Source organism: Streptomyces violaceusniger Tu 4113 (assembly GCF_000147815.2).
Lineage (GTDB): Bacteria > Actinomycetota > Actinomycetes > Streptomycetales > Streptomycetaceae > Streptomyces > Streptomyces violaceusniger_A.
In genome coordinates, this window is record NC_015957.1 from 8,653,366 (window position 1) to 8,671,060 (window position 17,695).

Sequence of the window (17,695 nt, forward strand, 5' to 3'; positions counted from 1 at the left end):
CGACACCGGGCGCCGAGGTTGCGATCATGGCGAGAAAACCTCCCCGGACGAGGAAGGGCGATGCCCGATGCCGGCCATACCCGCCGACCCGACAGTGCTGCACCCGATGCCCGAGCAGCCACGGGTGGTGCTGCTGAAGCCGCTGATCACCTCGCCGCTGATCGAGGCCGGGGAGTTCTCGTACTACGACGACCCGGATGACCCCACCGCGTTCGAAACCCGTAATGTGCTGTACCACTACGGGCCCGAGCGGCTGGTCATCGGGAAGTTCTGCGCGCTGGGCGAAGGGGTGCGGTTCATCATGAACGGCGCCAACCACCGCATGGACGGCCCCTCCACCTTCCCCTTCCCCATCATGGGCGGTTCGTGGGCCGACCACTTCGACCTGATCACCGGGCTGCCGGGCCGGGGCGACACCGTGGTCGGCCACGACGTCTGGTTCGGATACCGGACGATGGTGATGCCCGGCGTCCGCATCGGCCACGGCGCGGTCATCGCCTCCGGTTCCGTGGTGGTGGACGACGTCCCCGACTACGGCATCGTCGGCGGCAATCCGGCCAAGCTCATCCGCCGCCGCTACGACGACGAGGACATCGCCCGGCTGCTGGCCCTGGCCTGGTGGGACTGGCCGATCGAGCACCTGACCGCCCATGTCCGCACGATCATGTCCGGAAGCGTGGACGAGCTGGCGGCGGCGGCCCCGCGCTGACCCCTGTCCGGCGGAGGGGCCTGCTCTACGGTCTCGGCCGCAGAGCAGGCCCCCTTCTCTCAGCGCTCGAGACTCATGTACAGACGGGTGCCCCGGGGCTGGTAGCCGACGCGTTCGTACACGCGGCGGGAGCCCTCACCCGAGTACTCCAGCCATACCGACTGGGCTCCTCGGGCGAACATCGTCTCGGTCAGCGCGGCGGTGACCACGGCGGCGATGCCCCGGCCGCGGAAGGCGGGCCGGGTGCCCACGCCCGCCAGTTCCGCGGTGCCCACGGCGGGTGCCGAGCAGGTGGCCCCGCCGGCGCAGCCCCCGTCGGGTGCCCGGACGAACCGGACCGCTCCCCCGTCCTCCTGGATGCGACGCAGCCGGGCCGCCCCCTCCAGGGAGGAGGCGAACTCACCGACGAACGCCTCGGACAGCGCGGCGTCGATCGCCCGGTAGTCCTCGTCCGTGGACGGGACCGCCACCGGGACCGCCGCCGAGGCCGCCACCGGGCCGGCCTCCGTGTCCGGGGGAAGGGTGAGCGTGTCCGGGGTGCACACCAGATACGCGTGCACCGCCTCCACACTGAACCCCGCTTCCCGCAGCGCGGGCTCCACGGCGGGCGCGGCGTCCGGCGCGAACTCGAGCCTGGGCTTGAGCTCGCGTACCCGGAACGCCTCGACCAGCTCCTTGATGTCCCGGGCGGTGGGCCGGGTGCCCGGGAGAGGGGTCGCGTAGTTGATGTACGGGCTGGTGGTGCCGGGATCGAACCCCGCCACAAAGCCTGCGGTTTCGACAAGCACTGGGCGGCGGCGGAGGTTGGCTACGGCAAAGCTCTGGACGTCGGTGCCCATGGTGATGTGACCTCACGAAGAAGCGCGACGGAAGGCGCCGCGAAAGGAATGGCGTGCGGATACGTGGGGCCGCCGTGAGGAGACGCGTGTGGCACCGATCATTCAGTGCCGACGGCGGCCGCTGGGGGACGCCGAGTCCATGGGCTTCAGTCCTTTGGCAGATAGCAGGCAGGAAGAATTGCCACCCGGAACGTATCGCACGGCGTGACCGAGTGACAGTTCGTTTTCGCCGGGCGGCGCATGAGAGAGGCGGCGCCCCCTCGCTCGCGAGCGCCGCCGCCGCCGCCTGATGCGGTATCAGGTGCCCGGTGTCTCACCGACCTTGTCCACGACTCCGGCGCCGAGCACGGCCACCTCGTCCGAGCCCAGGTAGTTGAGAGACTTCTTGTCGAAGACCCATGTGTCGCGGTCGTCACGGTCCTTGAAGCTCAGGCCGATGCCCGGACGGCCGGCGAAGTCCTTGGCGTTCCGGACCACCGAGACGCCCGGGATCTTCGCCGCGGCGCGATAGAGCGCGGCGTTCAGCTCGGGAAGGAGCTTCGCGTCGGCGAGCATCTCGCCGATCCTCTCCAGCGCCTGGCCCCGGTTGATCGAGCCGTCGTCCTTCGTGTCGGCGTAGATCTTCTTCAGCAGCGCGTCGGGGTCGGTGGGCAGTGCCTCCAGCTCGCGGTACGTGGTGACGTTCGGGTCGGAGTACAGCGTCAGGTCCTCCGGGGTGCCCTTGGGGACGTCATGCCCCGGGAGGGCCGGGCCCGACAGCCTGGTGATCCGGGCCAGCCCGGGGCGCTTGCCGTTGACGGCGGTCCAGTTCGCGCGGCGGAAGGTCTGGGTGCCGCTGTTCTGGACGTCCTCGACCTTCTCGGAGCCCTGGGTGCTGATGTAGACGTACTGGTCGTCGCGTACGGTCACGGCCTTCTTCTCGGCGGCGACCGTGGCGATGCGGTTCAGGAGGTCGACCGCCTCCTGGTCGGTCGGAGGAGTGTCGGATCCGGCCATGCCGAGGACGGCCACGGCGGCGACCGCGGCGGCTGTGGCAAGGGGTACGGCGATCAGGGCGAACCGGCGACGGCGGGCGGGCTCTCGCGGCCCGGGCGCCGTCCCGGTCTCCTGGGTGGCGGATACGTCCGAGGTGGCGGTTACGTCCTGGGCGAGCTCTCGCATCAGATGCTCCTGCAGCAGGTCATGGCGGTCATTCGGCAGGACCGGCTCACCCGGGCTCGGCAGCAGCCTGGCCAGTGCTTCGCGCTCTTCGGGGCTCATCGGTGCTTCTCCTGTGTCGACCGGGCCGCTTCGGGGCGGCCACCCGGTACCTGTCCGGTGCGAGGAGCGAGTCTCGGCGTTTCTGGGCTGGGTGGAACATCCGGTGGTCCGGGGGCACATGGCGCTCCCGGGCTCTCGGAAGGCCGTCCGGTAAACGGCACTCCTCGGCCCTCGGGGGGTGGCCGCCCGCCGGACGTACGCCGTTGGCCCGGCGCGCGCCCGCCGGACGTACGCCGGGCCAACTCCGCCTCCGCCAAGCGCCGCAGGCGCTGCCTGGCCCGGGCGAGCCGCGACCGTACGGTGCTGGCCGGTACGCCCAGGGCCTCGCCCGCCGCCGCGTAACTCAGCCCCGACCAGACGCACAGGGCGAACACCTCGCGCTCGGATCTGCGGAGCCGGCCCAGCGCGGTGCGGGCGGCGGCGAGCCGTTCGGCGTCCTCCATACGGCCGACGAGTTCGTCCGCGAAGTCGGGCACGGTGTCGTGGTCCGCCGGGCGGTCCGGGAGCCGGGCGAGTGCGGCGCTGTGACGGCGAGCGGTGCGGCGGGTGTTGCGCAGGACGTTGGTGGCGATGCCGTAGAGCCAGGGCCGCAGGCCCTCGCCGTCGAGGCTCCCGGCCTCTCCTTCGAATCCTTCGAAGGGCGCGGCATCGGGTCTCAGCTTCTCCCGCAGCCGCCACGCCTCCAGGAAGGTCAGGGACACCACGTCCTCCGCGGCGCCCCGGTCTCCAGTCAGCCGGGCGGCATGGCTGTACACGGCCCGCGCATGCGCACCGAACAGCTCGGCGAAGGCCGCCTGATCACCGGCCCGTATCCGGTCACGTAGGGAAAGTTCCACAACCAGCCCTGTCCACTCGGCGCCCCTCGTCCCTGTGGCGCCGCGCACACCCACACACGAGCCGCATCACCCACGGACCGGGCAATCCCCGTCGCCGCACCGCCGGCCGGGCCGTTCCCGCGCCCGGCCATGCGATGGCGCCGACGGACCAGGACGAGCGGCGCCTCCGCGCCTACTGGGCCCCGCACCGCATCGCCGGCCTGAACACTCCGCTCGAGGACACGAGCCGCACGGCGGCGCCGGGTGGGGTGAACGGTCAGGAGCCAGCCGCGCGGCCTTTTCGCCGGCCCGGGCCCCGGCGCCCCTGGCCTTCCCCATTCCTCCGCGCAGAGGATTGACGCGGGCACGCCACGACTCTACCTTCTCGACAGGTCTCGTCGTTCACAAAGAAACATGCCCTTCATGTATGTGGACGCGCGCCTACTCCCACCCCCCACGGGAAGGCATTCCCATGCGCATCCGTACGCTGCTCGCCTCGCTGGCGACCGTGACCGCCGTCATCGGTGGCCTGGCCCTCGCGATGCCCGCCGGCGCCACCACCGCGGCCACCCCCTTCGCCGACCCGTCGAAGGCGCCGGGCGGCAACTTCGACCTGTCGGTGTGGCAACTCCAGGAACCGGTCGGCTCCCCCGGCAAGCCGACGACCATCCCCTCGTCCCGGCTTCAGGGCTCGAACGGATTCCAGGACGACTACTTCTACACCGACAAGCGCGACGGGGCGATGACGTTCTGGGCGCCGGAGAAGGGCGTCACCACACCGAACTCCAACTACGCCCGCTCCGAGCTGCGCGAGATGAACCGCAACGGCGGCGCCGCGGACTGGTCCCTGAGCGGCTCCCACACGTTGCAGGCGACGCTGCGCGTGGTGTCGGTGACGAAGAACGTCTGCGTCGGGCAGATCCACCTCGGCTCGGGCGGGTCCTCCACGAAGCCGCTGGTGGAGCTGTACTACCGCGCCAACGGCGACATCGTCCTCGGAACGGAGAACTCGCCCGAGGGCGGCCAGACGCTGCACAACGTGGCCAATGTGTCGGTCGGCAAGACGTGGAACTACACGATCGGCGTCTCCGGCGGCGACACCATCGACCTGACGGTCAACGGCAGCACGACGCACTACGACATCCCGTCGTCCTTCTTCCAGTACAAGCAGTACTTCAAGGCCGGCTCCTACAACCAGTCGTCCTCCGACAGCACCACGAACGGAGCGCGCGTCGGCTTCTACGGCCTGACCGTCTCCCACGGCTGAGCGCCTGAGACCCGGCGGTCAAGGGGGCCGCCGGGTCGTCGGATCGCCGGATCGCCGGGTCGTCGGATCGCCGGAGTCAGCCGCCCGGGAACCGAACCACCCAGCGCCGCTGCCAAGGGGTCTCGACGGCCCGGGGGTGATGGTGCGCGCGCGTCCAGGCCACCGCGTCCGCGGGCGACACCCCCGCCATGACGGCCAGGCAGGCGATGACGGTTCCGGTACGCCCGACGCCGCCTCCGCAGGCGACTTCGACGGGCGTGCCCGCCCGTGCCCGCTGGTGCAGCGCGCGGATCTGCCGCACGGCCAGGTCGCGGTCACGCGGCAGCAGGAAATCGGGCCACTCGATCCACGCGCGCTCCCACTCCAGCTCCCGGTCATGCCGTCGGCGCAGCCGGGTGGACCCGAGATAGAGACCGAAGCCGGGCAGCGGCCCGTCCGGTCGTGGGTGCCGCAGGCCCCGGCCACGGACCCAGGAGCCATCCGGGAGCCGAAGGGCACCCGGCAGTGGTGCGTCGCTCATCGGCCCCCGCTCCCGGTCCGAAGACCCACATCCCTCGAAGTGTCGAAGCGCCCGCGCAGGTCAGAGGGTGCCTTACCGGCGAAGCGGGGTTCCCGCCCCTGGTGCCCGGGGTGGAGCAGAGCGGATTCTTGCCCACGCGGTTCCCCGTTCATGTCGCCTCCGTGCCGTCGAGTTCGGGGAGCACTGAGCGGTCCTCGGTGGCTCGGTGGCTCGCTGTCGAGCGCGAGTGCGCAGCGGCGCTCCGACCGGGCGCTCCTCAAGGGAGGGAGCCGCCGGCACCCGGTCGGTGCGCGCGCATCAGACGGTCGCGGCCAGCCAGCCGATGGTTTCGGTGGTGTGCTTGCCATCGCTCTTGGCGGCGCCGGCGTACACCTCGTTCAGGCGGATGAGGAAGCCCGTGTTGGTGACGTCATGAATGCGGATGCCCGGCGTCTCTGGGCCGTTGAAGGTCTGGGTCAGCGGGAGGACGACGACGTTGGAACCCGCCGGAAACGGGGTGGGGAAGGTCACGCGCGTGAAGGTCGAGGTGTTACCGCCATTCGTCTCGACCGCGTTGTCCGAGTTCAGGTCGATCTTGCCGGTCTGGATGAAGCTCATCGTCAACTTCCTTCGTTGGCAGCCTGGTTGCTCGGCCGTCGTCGACGGCCGACAGGACACTCGTCATGAAATGGGCTTTGTATGCCGAAGTCCCACAAACGAGTGATCCCCTTTCAGACAGCGCGGCCGTGCGCATCTCAGTTGGCCTTGGAAGTTCGTTCGGATCACTGGGCGGACCAGAGGAAGATGCCGTGTCCCAGAACTGGGGCAGGTAGGCGGTATGGCAAGCGACAGCGTCCGAGCCGGGGCGGCCCGGCGAGGCTGCCGGGGCCACCGTGGTGGTCATCAGAGGGTGTCGAGATCCGCTCGGCTCGCGGCGAATCGCGCTGCGGCGTCCCCGAGAGGGCCTGGCAGAGCGACCGGGAGCGGCCCGGACCGCCCGCCGAGCTCCGAAGGGTCGTCCGTAGTCGGCGTGACGGCCGCTGCCGTCCACTGAAGCGTAGGCGCCCTCCCCGAACGTCACCTCCCAATGGCGTATCCCCGCGTGCTGTGCACACGATGGTGGGGCAGGGCCACCGTTCAGCCCTGCCTTCGGCACCCTCTACAGCCAGGAGGGGCAGGCAATGCTTCGTTTTGCCCCGCACTATCACTATTGCTGCTGGAAGCGTTCCTGACTCGGTGAATCACTTCAGGTAGGTGAATCATGGGTACCCGAATAGGAAAGACCAACACGTTCGCCGCACTCGTCGCGGCGCTGGTGACTGTCCTGGTGGTCTCCCTCAGCACGAGTTCTGGAGCATGGGGCGAGAGTCGCGGGCATGGCACCGCGACAGCGCAATCGCCGTCGCCTTACCCGCAGGCGAAACCGCCCCCCGGCTTTCAGTCGAAGTACGCGAACGTAAACGGCTTCCGCATGCATTACCTGCGAGGCGGCAAAGGTTCACCGGTCGTGCTGATCCACGGATTCCCCCAGTCGTGGGCCGAGTGGCGGGACCAGATGGGACCGCTCTCCAAGAACCACACCGTGATCGCCGTCGACCTCCGTGGCGCCGGCAACTCCGAAGTCACCAAGAGCGGTTACCAGAAGGCGCAGATGGCCAGGGACGTGCATGAGCTGCTGAAGCGGCTGAAACTGAACGACGGCGTCCAGGTCGTCGGGCACGACGTGGGTCTGTGGGTCAGTTACGCCTACGCGGCCCAGTGGCCGTCGGAGGTGCGCCGCATGGCCGTGATGGAAGCTCCCATCCCGGACGACAGCCTGTACCGCTTCCCGGCTCTGTCGGCCAACCCGAAGACCCCGTCGATGTGGCACTTCGGCCTGTTCCAGTTGCCGCTCGCCGAGCAGCTCATCTCCGGTCATGAGCGCGTCTTCGTCCACGGCTTCATCGGGGAGCTTCTGGTCAACAAGTCCGCGTTCACGCCGTCCGACTACGACTTCTACGCCCACTACCTGAAGGAGCCGGGCCGCACGCTGGCCTGGATGCGCATGTACCGCCAGCTCCGCGAAGACGTCCGGCAGAACAAGAAGTTCCTGGCCGAAGGCAAACTGAGGATGCCCATCCTGGCGAGCGGCGGCCAGGCGTCGTTCGGTGGCAAAATCGCCGACCAATGGCGTGACTACGCCCTGAACGTCCACGGCCGGGTCCTGAAGGGTTCGGGTCACTGGGTGACCGAGGAGAAGCCGCGGGAAGTGACGGCCATGCTGCAGTCCTTCCTGCGGAAGTAGGTTCCACAGCGACATCGCCGTCTGCTTCGCCCACGGCGCACAGCAGTCAGGTGACACCTGGGCCATTGGTGGCGCGTCCCCGCGCCCCGCGTCCACTACGCGTCCCACCGGATCTTCGTCTGAACGGATGAACGGGAGCCACCGCGTCGGCGCGGCGACTCCCGTATCTGCGTCTGCGCAGGTCAGGATGGGTCTGCCCGCCTAGTGCCCTGGTGGGGCGGGTGGGACTCGAACCTAAACCGGTGACCCATCTAACCTGCGGTTTTGCCGGAGAACCGGACATCTCCATCCGATTCGATCCTTGCCGCGTCTGCCTCGATCCGGCTCGATCCGGCGCGGTGAGGCAATTGCCTCACCGGAGCCGAGGAGGTAGCCGAGCACGGGGTCGACCAGCTTGGAGGCGTCGCCGAGTTCACACCATCACGCTGCTCCCACATTCTCGTGACGGTGGGACCGCTCAAGTCCGCGGCGCCGGACGGCACGCGGTGAAGCTCGACGCCAGGTCGCGCAAGATCGGTCACCGCAGCGGTCACCGTCTCCATAGCTGCCTCGGAAGGCAGCGATGTCGACTGCCCTGCCCGCCTGGAGATCCTGAGTGGCGCGGTGTACCGCGCGAAGCCACGCCTGCCCGGCCTGCCGTGCCTTGGCTACCGTCGTATGGGCGTCGCCGCTTTGCTGCGTGCTGTTCCAGCGCTTCTCCAACAAGACCGGTCCATACACTCCGGCAAGCGCTCCCAAGGCTGCCTCACCGAGGCCGCTGATCATGCTGAACACCGCCGTCGCATCAACCACAGCACTCAGTCTGCCTCGAAAGCACGTACCTTATAAGCCCGCAGCACAGCGACCACCCACCGTGACCTTCGAGGCGCGTGCCCATGGAATACGCGGCACCTCGATTTCTGTAAAACTCAGCGGTGGCGGCGCAGGAATGCCCTGAGCGGGGTGCCGAATACCGCCGCCTCACTTGAGCTGCCGTCCCTACGAGCGGTCCGTGCACACTCGAACCTGTGGCTGGCCGGGGAGATACTGGGCTCGCTCCTGCTGACTCAAACCCCGGTGCAGAGCGCGGCAAATCCTGTCCATCACTCTGGTCGGGCCGGGCACGGTCAGCTTCCACAACTGAATCGTCCCGTCTTCGCTGCCAGCGGCCAGCGTGTGTTGGTCGGGGCTCATGACCACTGAACTCACGGGAAGCTGACGCCCCCTCAGGGTGCTGCGGACGGTGAGCGTGGATACGTCCCACAGGCGCACCGTTCCATCGTCATGGCCGACGGCGAGGGTACGGCCGTCGAAGCTCAATGCGACCGACGTGGCATTGTCGGTGAGGGCGGCACGGCTCCTGCCGGTGGCCACGTCCCACAACCTGATGGTTCCAGAGGCATCAGCGGAGGCAAGCGTGTGCCCATCACCACTGAAAGCGAGTGCCGCTACGACGTCTGTATGCCCGGTGAGGACTGTACGGCTCTTGCCAGTGGTCACGTCCCACAGTCGTACGGTCGCACCGGTGTCGCCGGTGGCAAGGACGCGGCCGTCGGGACTGAGGGCCGTCGTGACAAAAGCGACAGACCGAGAGGGGCCGTGCACCGTCGTTCGGTGTATGTGGCCGGTCGTGTCCCAGACTTGTGCGGTGCGGCCGTCGTCGCTGGTCACGGTGGCTATCACGTGACCGTCCGGGGGCAGGCTCACCGATGTGGTCAGGCCGCCGAAGACGACGGTGCGGGTGCTGTGGGTCTGTCGGCTGACCGTATCCCAAGTGCTGATTCTTCCAGCGGCGTCGCCTGTTTCCAGTGCGCGGCCGTCTGTGGTGAAGACCATGGAGGTCGCGGTGTTCTCGGTCTTCTCCGTGACACGGGCCGCTCCACGCGAGGTGTCCCACAGGCGGACCGTGCGGTCGCTGCTGCCGGTGGCCAGCACGGTTCCGTCAGGGTTGAACGACAGAGAGGCCACACCTTCGGTGTGTCCAGTGAAGACGGCACGGCTTTCGCCGGTGGTCACGTCATACAGCCGCGCCGTGTTGTCGTCACTGCCCGTGGCCAGTAGGCGCCCGTCGGGGCTGAACTTCACAGCCCGTATCGGCCCCTTGTGATCGGTGAAGCGGGCGCGCGATGCGCCCGTCTCCGTGTCCGAAAGCTGCACCTCGCCCAGATCACTGCCGACTGCGAGCAGGTTGCCGTTCGGGCTGAAGGCCATCGATGTCAGGGCACCAGGGCTCGTGAACTTGATAGACCGGGTTGCACCGTTGGACAGGTCACGCACTCTGATCACGCTGTCGGCGCCGCCGACCGAGAGCAGGCTGCCATCTGGGCTGTAGGCAATCGCAGTTGTTCTGCTGGCGGAGACGGGCAAGGTGGTCTGGATGGCGCCGGTGGCGACGTCCCTCAACCTGACCCTGCCGTCGGAGTAGCCGACGGCCAGGGTCCGGTCATCGGGGCTGAAGGCCAGCTGTCCCGTCTCGACGTGGTCCGTTGCGGTCCAGGCTTTCCCGGTCACGAGGTTGCTCACGCGTAGGGTTTTGCTGGTGTCGCTGGCCGCCAGAAGCTGGCCGGCCACGCTGTAGGTGATCGTTTTCACTCCGCCGGCGGGGCTGCGCAAGGGTGTACGGGCCGCGCCTGTGCCCGCGTCCCATCGTTGAATCGTGCCGTCTGAGCTAGCGGCGGCCACGGTCCGGCCGTCGGGACTGAAGGCCACCGCCTCCACAGGACGAGCATGTCCGGTCAAGCGGTTTCGCAGCGGAAGGGCTGCCGCCGCGTAGAGACTCGAGGTGGCCTCTGCCGTGGGGCTGGCTTGGTACGCCTGGACGGCCAGGAGCGAGGCGAGATCGGGGTTGTAGCCCAGCAGAGAGGCTGACTGCGCGGCCAGCTGTCGGGACAGGGCGGCCTTCTGCGCAGCGACGGCTTGCTGTCGGCGGTGTTCACTGATCCGGGACTGGCTCCATGCGATCGAGCCCGCGGTCACGGCGATGACGAGCAGGACGGACAGCGCGGCGGTGAGCTGGCGTCGGTGGCGGGTCGTGCGGACAGCGGCGCGTTGTTCCCGCTCGCGAGCAGCTGTGCTGCTGGTGAGGAAGTCCCGTTCCAAGCAGGTCAGCTCCTTGACAGTGTCGAGGTCGCTGAAGGCTTCCTCGGCGGCGGCGAGCCGCACCCCGCGGTATAGGGCTCCGTGGTCGCGGTCGAGGGCATTCCACGCACACGCGGCTTCAGTGAGCTGACGGTGAAGGCGCAAGCGGGCGCGGGCGTCGTCGATCCATTGATGCAGCCTGGGCCAACCAGTGATGAGCGTCTCGTGGGCGAGATCGACGGTGCCATCAGCGAGGGTGAGTAGCCGGGCGGTAGCCAGGCGGTCCAGGACCAGGGCGATGTCGTCCTGGGAGGCGGCGCCGAGGTCGAGTTCGCTGCGGTCGACCGGGCGCCGGGTGTCCTGGGAGCCCTCGCCGGGGGCGATCAACCGCAGCAGGATCAGCCGGGCCAGCTCCGCGTGGCTGGGAGAGAGCCGGGTATAGACCTCGTCGGCGCTCTGCGCGATCGCACCGTGCACGCCGCCCGCCGCCTCGTACGCCTGCAAGGTCAGCGCCCTGCCGCGGCGCCGCCGCCAGGTCTCCTGTAGGGCATGCGAGAGCAGCGGCAGGCCACCTGGCGCGCCGTGCACTTCCTCCATCAGGCGAGCGGTCAGGTCGCGCTCGACGATCAGCCCGGCCGTCTGTGCGGGCCTGACAACGGCTTCGCGTAACTCGGCCGGACTCATGGGCCCCACCAGAAGGTTGGCCTCCCGCAAGGCGTCGGCGAGATCGCGGTACTCGGCGCAGCGTCCGTAGAAGTCGGCGCGTATGGCGATGACGACGCGCAACCTGCTGTCCGGGTGCTGGGCAGCGAGCAGGGCGTCGATGAAGGCGGCGCGCTCGTGCGGGTCGCGGCCGAGGGTGAAGACTTCCTCGAACTGGTCCACGACGAGGACGGTGTCGCCGACGGCGTCCTTCGGCCGCAACGCCTCGGCGTGAGTGCGCAGCGGGTGCCCGCCCGGGGTGAGGATGCGGATCGCCGCTAAGGATGTGCTCTCGGCTCGCAGCGCGGGAATCAGCCCGGCCCGCAGCAGCGACGACTTACCGCTTCCGGACGGGCCCACGACGGCTACGAAGCGCCGCCGTAGCACCAGTTCCTGCACATCGGCGACCAGTTGGTTCCGTCCGAAGAACCGCTCGTGATCGCCGGGCTCGAAACGTACCAGCCCTAGGTACGGCGACTCGGTGCCACCGTCCTCGCGGTCTCGGACCGCCGACTCCTCGGCGGTCTCGCGCCAGCGCCGCTCCCACTCCTGCGCATCGCCGTCACAGGCCCGGACATAGGCCAGGGCGAGGTCCAGGGACGGGAGTTGCTCACCGGCGGCGGCCTGGGAGAGCGCGGTCACCGAGTAATGGGCCCGGCGCGCCATCTCCCGGTATGTGAGACCGCCCGCCTTCTTCCGCAGCTTGCGCAGCTCATGAGCGAACCACTGCACCGGCCCCGCGCTCGGGTCCACCGGCCTCTCACGACGCCCCACCGGCCCGATTCCCCCTCATACCCCGGCAGCCCCGCTACGCAGAAGTCACCCGCGCCCCAACCACGCTAAAAGCCCGCCACATGCCTGGCAAGAACCGATCCAGCCCCTGCCGGAGGGGCGCGAACCGACACCGCCGTGATTGTTCACTGCGGCGGGAGGGGCCTGCTGAACAACGGTGCGGGCGGTGAACTCGATGACGCACAGCACGGACCGAGCCATAGCCGGCCTGGACGCATCCACCAACGGAGGAATCACGAATCAGGGGAACGAGTAATGCGTCTACGAAGCGCAATGCCGACTGCGCTAACGGCGGCGGCCATCGCGACTGCGGCCCTGTAGCTCTGTCCGTAGCTTCCTGTGCTGACCACACCACCCGTGATGAGACAGGGGAACACCTTGCGAAACCTCAAGATCGTATCCTTGGCGGCATCTGCCTTGCTGCTCGGAAGCGGCATGACCGCCGCGACGGCAGGACCGGCCGCAGCCTCGGACACACCCATCAGCGCAGCGCGAGCCTGCACGGAGGCCGCGCCGCGGTTCACCAGTTCGCCGGGTACCAGCAGCAGCGACCCCGCGTTCTGGCCCGCGAGGGGAACCTACGCAACCACCACCAGCAGGTGTAAAGACATCAACCTGAAGCTGGACGGGGCCCGCAGCGTGAGGACCTGCTTCAGGACAACGGGCTGTAACAGCTGGCGGTCACTGAGGGCCGGCAGCTGGGGGTTGGCCGCCAGTGACGTGGTTGACGGCACTCAGTTCTACTTGCAGTTCGCAGGAACGAGCCGCGCCACAGGCTTGATCGACTACTGAAGACCTGAGGCGCAATGAGGGGCAGGAGGCCACCTGATCACAGGCCGTTTCTTCAAACTCCCCTCAGCCGGGCAACGCTCGCACGCCTCCGTGCCTTTCGGGCACGGAGGCGTGCGAGCGTTTGCCCTCACCCTTACGGCCTTCGTCCTGATCAGTGCACGTGATCAGACGATCTCGCGCCGCTCAGGCAGCGTGAACCTTCTCGGCTGGCAGGGAGTGGCGGGAGTACGGCCCGTTGGAGACGGCACGACCTCATACAGGCAAGAGGATCACGAATCGTAGATCATGGTTACGCAGCGGAGCGAAAGCAGTGATGCGCACGCAGACCTCCTGGTCTCCGTGATACTGGAGATGGAGGAAGCGGCTGTCCCCGTCTCAGTGTGCCCGGGTCTGGTTCGCTCCCCACATCTCCCGAGCCTCCGCGCTCCCCACGAGGATGTCGTCACGAAGCTGGAGCAGCTCTCCGCAGTCGGGGTGTATAGCGATGGCGTAGCGGATTTACGCCAGAGATGGGGCTGCCGGCTGATTGTGGGCGACGATGTCCCACCACAGGTTCGACACATACGCCGGGTATGGCGCCATCTAGTCAAGGACGAGCTGCCATCTATTATAATGTCCGCCATGGCCGCGTCCGTACGGGGGATCGTCACGCCGCTCATTGCCGAACATGTGCCGCATGAACGAGAGTTGCTCGAATATTTGCAGCCACTCGACGACGACGGCATCACTCGGCTGTTCACCCGGCCCGATAGCGACGAGCTGCTCGGCTTCGGCGTGGCGGAAGTCGCCAGCCTGATCACCCCCGTCGTATGGCTGGTGGTGAACGAGTTCGTCACCCGGGGGGCAGGCGTCGCGGCGGACGGCTTCTTCGCCCGGATCCGGGCGCGCTTCTCCCGGACTCCCGCCCGCGACGCAGGTGTTGCCGCCGACCTGGTGCCGCTGACCTCCGAGCAGCAGAAGGCGGTCTACCAGCGGGTCTACGGCGAGGCGTGCCTGCGGGGCCTCGAGGAGGCGGCCGCGAAGCAGCTCGGAGAAGCCGTCGTCGCCCGGCTGGCCATGGGGCCGTCCGGGCAATGACGACGGCGCAGTCACGAGCGCTCACCGCGCGTGCGCTCACTGCGCGTGCGACCACCCGGCGGATGCTGATGCTGGTCACGGTGCTGCTCGCGTCCGGAACCGCGCTCCTCGGCGAAGCGGTGCTCACGTATCACTCCGCGACCTCGCTCCCGCACTGTGCCTCCGCAGCCGGCATGGATCTCCAAGGGCCGAAGTGGCGCACCGAGTTGGGGTTGCGTTTCCACCAAAACCTGGTCGCCTGCCGGGCGGACGGTGCTCGGACCGCGCTGTACGCGACCATACTGTGCACCGCCGGCGTCGCGGTGGCGGCCGTGCTGCTGTCCCGGTGGCTGCCGCGGTGGCGGCAGCGCAAGGACCGGCTCCCGGAGCTGTATTCCGCGCAGCGGATCGTGGCAGCCGTCGAGGGCGGCAGCGGGAACGACGAGCGGTTGGCGCATCTGGCCCGGCTGGTGCAGCGCGCCGAGCTGCCCCGGGACCGGTTGCCCGGCTTCGTGTGCAATCCCCGGGCGCTGTCCGCCGGCGCAGTGACTTTCGGCAGCGTCGGCCGCTACACCGTCTGCCTGAACGTGGGGCTGCTGCCCAAACGGACGACCAAGGACAGGTCGCATTTCGACGCGGTCGTGCTGCATGAGCTCGCCCATGTGCGTAACCGGGACGTCGACCTGGCCTATCTCGCCATCGCGCTGTGGCGGGTCTTTTTGATCGCCGAGCTGCTGCCCTGCCTGGCCCTGAACGCGGCCCTGGTGCTCCGCGACCGATTTCACGGCGCCGAGCGGGCGTACTGGGACGGATACGAGCCCGGAGCGAAGACCGCGCTGCTCGCGGTGGTGCTCACCGCGCTGGTCTACGTGGCCAGGGCCGACATCCTGCGCCATCGTGAGCTGGTCGCCGACCGAGATGCTGTATTCGAGTTCGGAAGCGACCGGGAGGTGTGGAGAAAGCAGGCGGAATCGCGGTCAGCCGCGCTACCCCGGCTTCGGCTCCCCCGCTTTCTGCGCAACCACCCGACCTGGAGGGAGCGCCTGGCTGAAATCGACAACCCCCGCTCCGAGGACAAGGGCGGCACGAAGTTGCAGCTCGCGGTCTTCCTCGTCGCGTACGTGGCCATCATTTACTCGGTGAGCTCCTGGCTCAAGCTCGACGCGGTCCCGGCGCAGACGGTGATCTATCTCGCGTATCTTCTGGGGCCGCTCATCATCGCCACCGGCTTTGCGGTATTCCCGCGTCGCAAGGTGCGGAGCGCGGACGAGGCGAGTGCGGCCCGCGCCTGGATGTTCGGTGTCATCTGGCTGATCAGCGCCTTCACGATGAATCCGTTCGCGAATTTGGCGCAGGCGGAGGACGACTGGGCGACGCAGGCAAGTGCCCATCTGGGCGAGATGGCCGACGAGATGAACGAGTGGCGCGACGGACCCGCGGTGAGCGCCGCAGTCAAGGACCGGGCCGTCGGCTGGTACGAGCGGGGAGGCTCTGCGGTGCTCGGACGGTTCGACAAATACCTTCCGGATGGGGTCGCGGGATCCGATGCCGCCGGCGCCCGCTGTGCCGCCTTGGGTGCGGCGGTGAGCGACGCGCTGGAATTGCCGGTCTTTCCGGACTCCGGCGCGGGCGGAAAGGCATGGAAGCGGCTGCTCACGTCGACGGCCGAGGCCCAGGCCCTGCAGTGCCGCTCCGGCTACGACCTGGATGCGCCCAACGAAGACGCCATGGTCAGCGTGCGCTATGGGCGGGCCAGAACAGCGTTAAGACAGCTATTGCCACACTGATTCACGCAGAAAAGGGGCAACTCTTCACAAGCGGCTGATTCCTCACGCACTGCAATTTTCTCGTCGGTGCTGCTCCCTCCCTGCTGGCCACCACCGTCGTGCTCTGCTTGGCCTCAGCCCACAGGGATCCTGAGCGATACCCCTCACCGGACGAGTTCGACATCCACCGCGAGGACAAGGGACACCTGGCCCTCGGCCAGGGAATGTACTACTGCCTCGGCGCACCACTGGCGCGTATGGAGATCCAGATCGCCCTCCATACGCTGCTTCACCGGTTCCCCCAGTTGGATCTCGTCGTCCCGCCTCAGCAGTTGCAGTGGCGTGCCTCGTTCCGCTCACGCGCTCTCAAGGCGGTCCCCGTCACCCTGCGGTGACGGCGCTGTCCCTTTGAGAGGGGTTCCACTTCCGCCACGTCAGCTGAACGCGATCACCGTCCACGGTCCGCGACCCTCGTGCGGCAGCCGGATAGACCGTTACCCGCTCCAGCATGAGGGTCAGCACACCCTGCTTCGATGCCAGCGGAGCATGCCTCCACCACCGGACGAGATCCGGCACCGCCTGGGGTTCTCGTTCCACGAGTCGGTCCAGGCCCTGATGTTGCCCTTCAGCGCCTTCACCGAGGTGTGAACGCCGCGGCGGATGAGCTTGTCGGTCAACAGGCCGAACCACCGCTCGACCTGGTTGGCCCAGGAAGAGCCGGCAACGGGGGTGCTTGCCGAGCCATGCCTTGATCTCGGGGGTGTCGTGAGTGGCGTCGTTGTCACACACCAGGTGCACATCGAGTCCCGCGGGAACCGCCTTGTCTATCGTGACCAGGAACTTCTTGAACTCGATTGCCCGGTGGCGGCGGTGCAGTTCGCCGATGACGGTGCCGTCGGCGATGTTGAACGCGGCGAACAAGCTGGTGATGCCGTGCCGCAGGTGGTCGTGGGTGCGCCGGCCGCCGGACCGGTACCACCACCGGCCCAAGCGATACCACCGCCGCCTGCGCCACGTCTTCTATATGGCCGCCCAACCGCCATGATGCCCCCCCGGACCCCAATCGGCTTAACACCATCATTGAGACTCACTCCACAAGCGCGTGCGGCAGGATAGATGACCAACGAGGCTCCCGAGCAGCATGGTTGAGCCGTCAGACATCTCGATCAACAGCTCAGGGGCTTCGCTCGTTGCGCATTCGTGAACCGTTACCCGATCAGTGGTCAGCTCGAAGAAGCTCAATGAGGCAGGGCGGATTTCGGGACCGTCATGATGAGTAGGGCACGAGAGTCGGTGCGGCTGCGATACACATGCGAAGTGTCGGCTGGGAAACTGGCGTAGTCGCCGGGCTCCAGACGGATGGGCGCCTCCGGGGGGCCGGTGTCGACCTCGCCGCTGATCACGTACATGTGTTCGCGGGTGCCGGGGCGGTGCGCCTTCGCACGGTGGTCGGCTCCGGGGTGGAGGAACAGTTCGTAGGTCTCGACGGTCATGTCGGGATGGCGGGAGCGGTGCAGCAAGCGGGCGTCCAGCGGTCGCCCCGTGATGGGTGGCCGCTCGGCGGCTCGGACTACCTCGATGGCGGGGGCCTGCTCCTCCTCGACCAGGTCGGCCAGGGTCGCCTCCAGCGCGTAGGCGAGGGCGAACAGGGTCTCGATAGTGGGGTTGCCGCGCCCCCGCTCCAGTTCACTGATAGTTCCCTTGGCCACCCCGGACCGGGCGGCCAAGGCCGCCAGAGTCAGCCCCCGCTCGCCCCGAAGCCGCTGCAGATTGCCAGCCACCACTGTCACTCCGGACGGCATTCGCCACCCACCTCCAGGTTCGCTAGAGTGATATGAAGTTCATTCTACCGAACCC

At 68.2% G+C, this 17,695-nt stretch carries 13 protein-coding genes and 1 pseudogene; 6 read left to right on the forward strand and 8 right to left on the reverse strand.

Features of this window, described 5'->3' with window-relative positions; all coding sequences use genetic code 11:
* The first annotated feature begins 67 nt into the window (after positions 1–67).
* On the forward strand, positions 68–709 hold the full coding sequence (locus tag STRVI_RS35555) for a CatB-related O-acetyltransferase (RefSeq protein WP_014060410.1): 642 nt from the start codon (positions 68–70) through the stop codon (positions 707–709).
* Between the two features lie 59 nt (positions 710–768).
* On the opposite strand, the gene STRVI_RS35560 is transcribed toward STRVI_RS35555, so the two are convergent.
* The 3 genes from STRVI_RS35560 to STRVI_RS35570 form a co-directional block, all read right to left on the reverse strand.
* Positions 769–1,548 (reverse strand): GNAT family N-acetyltransferase, encoded by a 780-nt coding sequence (locus tag STRVI_RS35560; protein WP_014060411.1) that lies wholly within the window; start codon positions 1,546–1,548, stop codon positions 769–771.
* Between the two features lie 297 nt (positions 1,549–1,845).
* Entirely contained in the window at positions 1,846–2,808 is a 963-nt protein-coding gene (locus STRVI_RS35565; RefSeq protein WP_014060412.1) for a CU044_5270 family protein, read from the reverse strand.
* Positions 2,805–3,644 carry an RNA polymerase sigma factor gene (locus STRVI_RS35570; protein ID WP_014060413.1) on the reverse strand — a complete coding sequence of 280 codons (840 nt, stop codon included), beginning with the start codon at positions 3,642–3,644 and terminating at the stop codon, positions 2,805–2,807. The genes STRVI_RS35565 and STRVI_RS35570 overlap by 4 nt, the downstream gene beginning before the upstream one ends.
* A gap of 451 nt (positions 3,645–4,095) precedes the next feature.
* Here STRVI_RS35570 and STRVI_RS35575 point away from each other — a divergent pair, with 451 nt between their 5' ends.
* Complete coding sequence (locus STRVI_RS35575) at positions 4,096–4,890, forward strand: polysaccharide lyase family 7 protein (RefSeq protein ID WP_014060414.1); 795 nt, start codon at positions 4,096–4,098, stop codon at positions 4,888–4,890.
* Between the two features lie 76 nt (positions 4,891–4,966).
* Here STRVI_RS35575 and STRVI_RS35580 read toward each other — a convergent pair whose 3' ends face one another.
* Entirely contained in the window at positions 4,967–5,410 is a 444-nt protein-coding gene (locus tag STRVI_RS35580; protein WP_014060415.1) for a protein-tyrosine phosphatase family protein, read from the reverse strand.
* Positions 5,411–5,707: 297 nt separating this feature from the next.
* Entirely contained in the window at positions 5,708–6,007 is a 300-nt protein-coding gene (locus tag STRVI_RS35585; RefSeq protein ID WP_014060416.1) for a hypothetical protein, read from the reverse strand.
* An 889-nt stretch (positions 6,008–6,896) separates the two neighbouring features.
* Here STRVI_RS35585 and STRVI_RS35590 point away from each other — a divergent pair.
* Positions 6,897–7,673, forward strand: a complete 777-nt coding sequence (locus STRVI_RS35590; protein WP_167543249.1) for an alpha/beta fold hydrolase — start codon at positions 6,897–6,899, stop codon at positions 7,671–7,673.
* Positions 7,674–8,651: 978 nt separating this feature from the next.
* On the opposite strand, the gene STRVI_RS35595 is transcribed toward STRVI_RS35590, so the two are convergent.
* Positions 8,652–12,206 carry an nSTAND1 domain-containing NTPase gene (locus STRVI_RS35595; RefSeq protein ID WP_014060418.1) on the reverse strand — a complete coding sequence of 1,185 codons (3,555 nt, stop codon included), beginning with the start codon at positions 12,204–12,206 and terminating at the stop codon, positions 8,652–8,654.
* 1,431 nt (positions 12,207–13,637) lie between these two features.
* On the opposite strand from STRVI_RS35595, the gene STRVI_RS35600 reads away from it, so the two are divergent.
* The 3 genes from STRVI_RS35600 to STRVI_RS35615 all read left to right on the forward strand — a co-directional run bounded on the left by STRVI_RS35600 (position 13,638) and on the right by STRVI_RS35615 (position 16,233).
* On the forward strand, positions 13,638–14,093 hold the full coding sequence (locus STRVI_RS35600; RefSeq protein ID WP_150112942.1) for a hypothetical protein: 456 nt from the start codon (positions 13,638–13,640) through the stop codon (positions 14,091–14,093).
* Positions 14,090–15,859 (forward strand): M48 family metalloprotease, encoded by a 1,770-nt coding sequence (locus tag STRVI_RS35610; RefSeq protein WP_014060420.1) that lies wholly within the window; start codon positions 14,090–14,092, stop codon positions 15,857–15,859. The genes STRVI_RS35600 and STRVI_RS35610 overlap by 4 nt, the downstream gene beginning before the upstream one ends.
* A 98-nt stretch (positions 15,860–15,957) precedes the next feature.
* Positions 15,958–16,233, forward strand: a complete 276-nt coding sequence (locus tag STRVI_RS35615) for a cytochrome P450 (protein ID WP_043237044.1) — start codon at positions 15,958–15,960, stop codon at positions 16,231–16,233.
* 183 nt (positions 16,234–16,416) lie between these two features.
* Here the strand turns inward: STRVI_RS35615 and STRVI_RS51335 are convergent.
* Both STRVI_RS51335 and STRVI_RS35625 read right to left on the reverse strand, forming a co-directional pair.
* Positions 16,417–16,798 (reverse strand): annotated as a pseudogene (locus STRVI_RS51335) (IS630 family transposase); the annotation flags it as partial.
* A 278-nt stretch (positions 16,799–17,076) separates the two neighbouring features.
* On the reverse strand, positions 17,077–17,619 hold the full coding sequence (locus STRVI_RS35625; RefSeq protein WP_167543250.1) for a helix-turn-helix domain-containing protein: 543 nt from the start codon (positions 17,617–17,619) through the stop codon (positions 17,077–17,079).
* Between the last annotated feature and the right edge of the window lie 76 nt (positions 17,620–17,695).

Excerpts from the sequence above, each read along its gene's own strand:
- STRVI_RS35555 (WP_014060410.1), top strand. The coding sequence starts at position 68 with ATGCCGGCCATACCCGCCGACCCGACAGTGCTGCACCCGATGCCCGAG.
- STRVI_RS35560 (WP_014060411.1), bottom strand. The coding sequence starts at position 1,548 with ATGGGCACCGACGTCCAGAGCTTTGCCGTAGCCAACCTCCGCCGCCGC.
- STRVI_RS35565 (WP_014060412.1), bottom strand. The coding sequence starts at position 2,808 with ATGAGCCCCGAAGAGCGCGAAGCACTGGCCAGGCTGCTGCCGAGCCCG.
- STRVI_RS35575 (WP_014060414.1), top strand. The coding sequence starts at position 4,096 with ATGCGCATCCGTACGCTGCTCGCCTCGCTGGCGACCGTGACCGCCGTC.
- STRVI_RS35580 (WP_014060415.1), bottom strand. The coding sequence starts at position 5,410 with ATGAGCGACGCACCACTGCCGGGTGCCCTTCGGCTCCCGGATGGCTCC.
- STRVI_RS35585 (WP_014060416.1), bottom strand. The coding sequence starts at position 6,007 with ATGAGCTTCATCCAGACCGGCAAGATCGACCTGAACTCGGACAACGCG.
- STRVI_RS35600 (WP_150112942.1), top strand. The coding sequence starts at position 13,638 with ATGGCCGCGTCCGTACGGGGGATCGTCACGCCGCTCATTGCCGAACAT.
- STRVI_RS35610 (WP_014060420.1), top strand. The coding sequence starts at position 14,090 with ATGACGACGGCGCAGTCACGAGCGCTCACCGCGCGTGCGCTCACTGCG.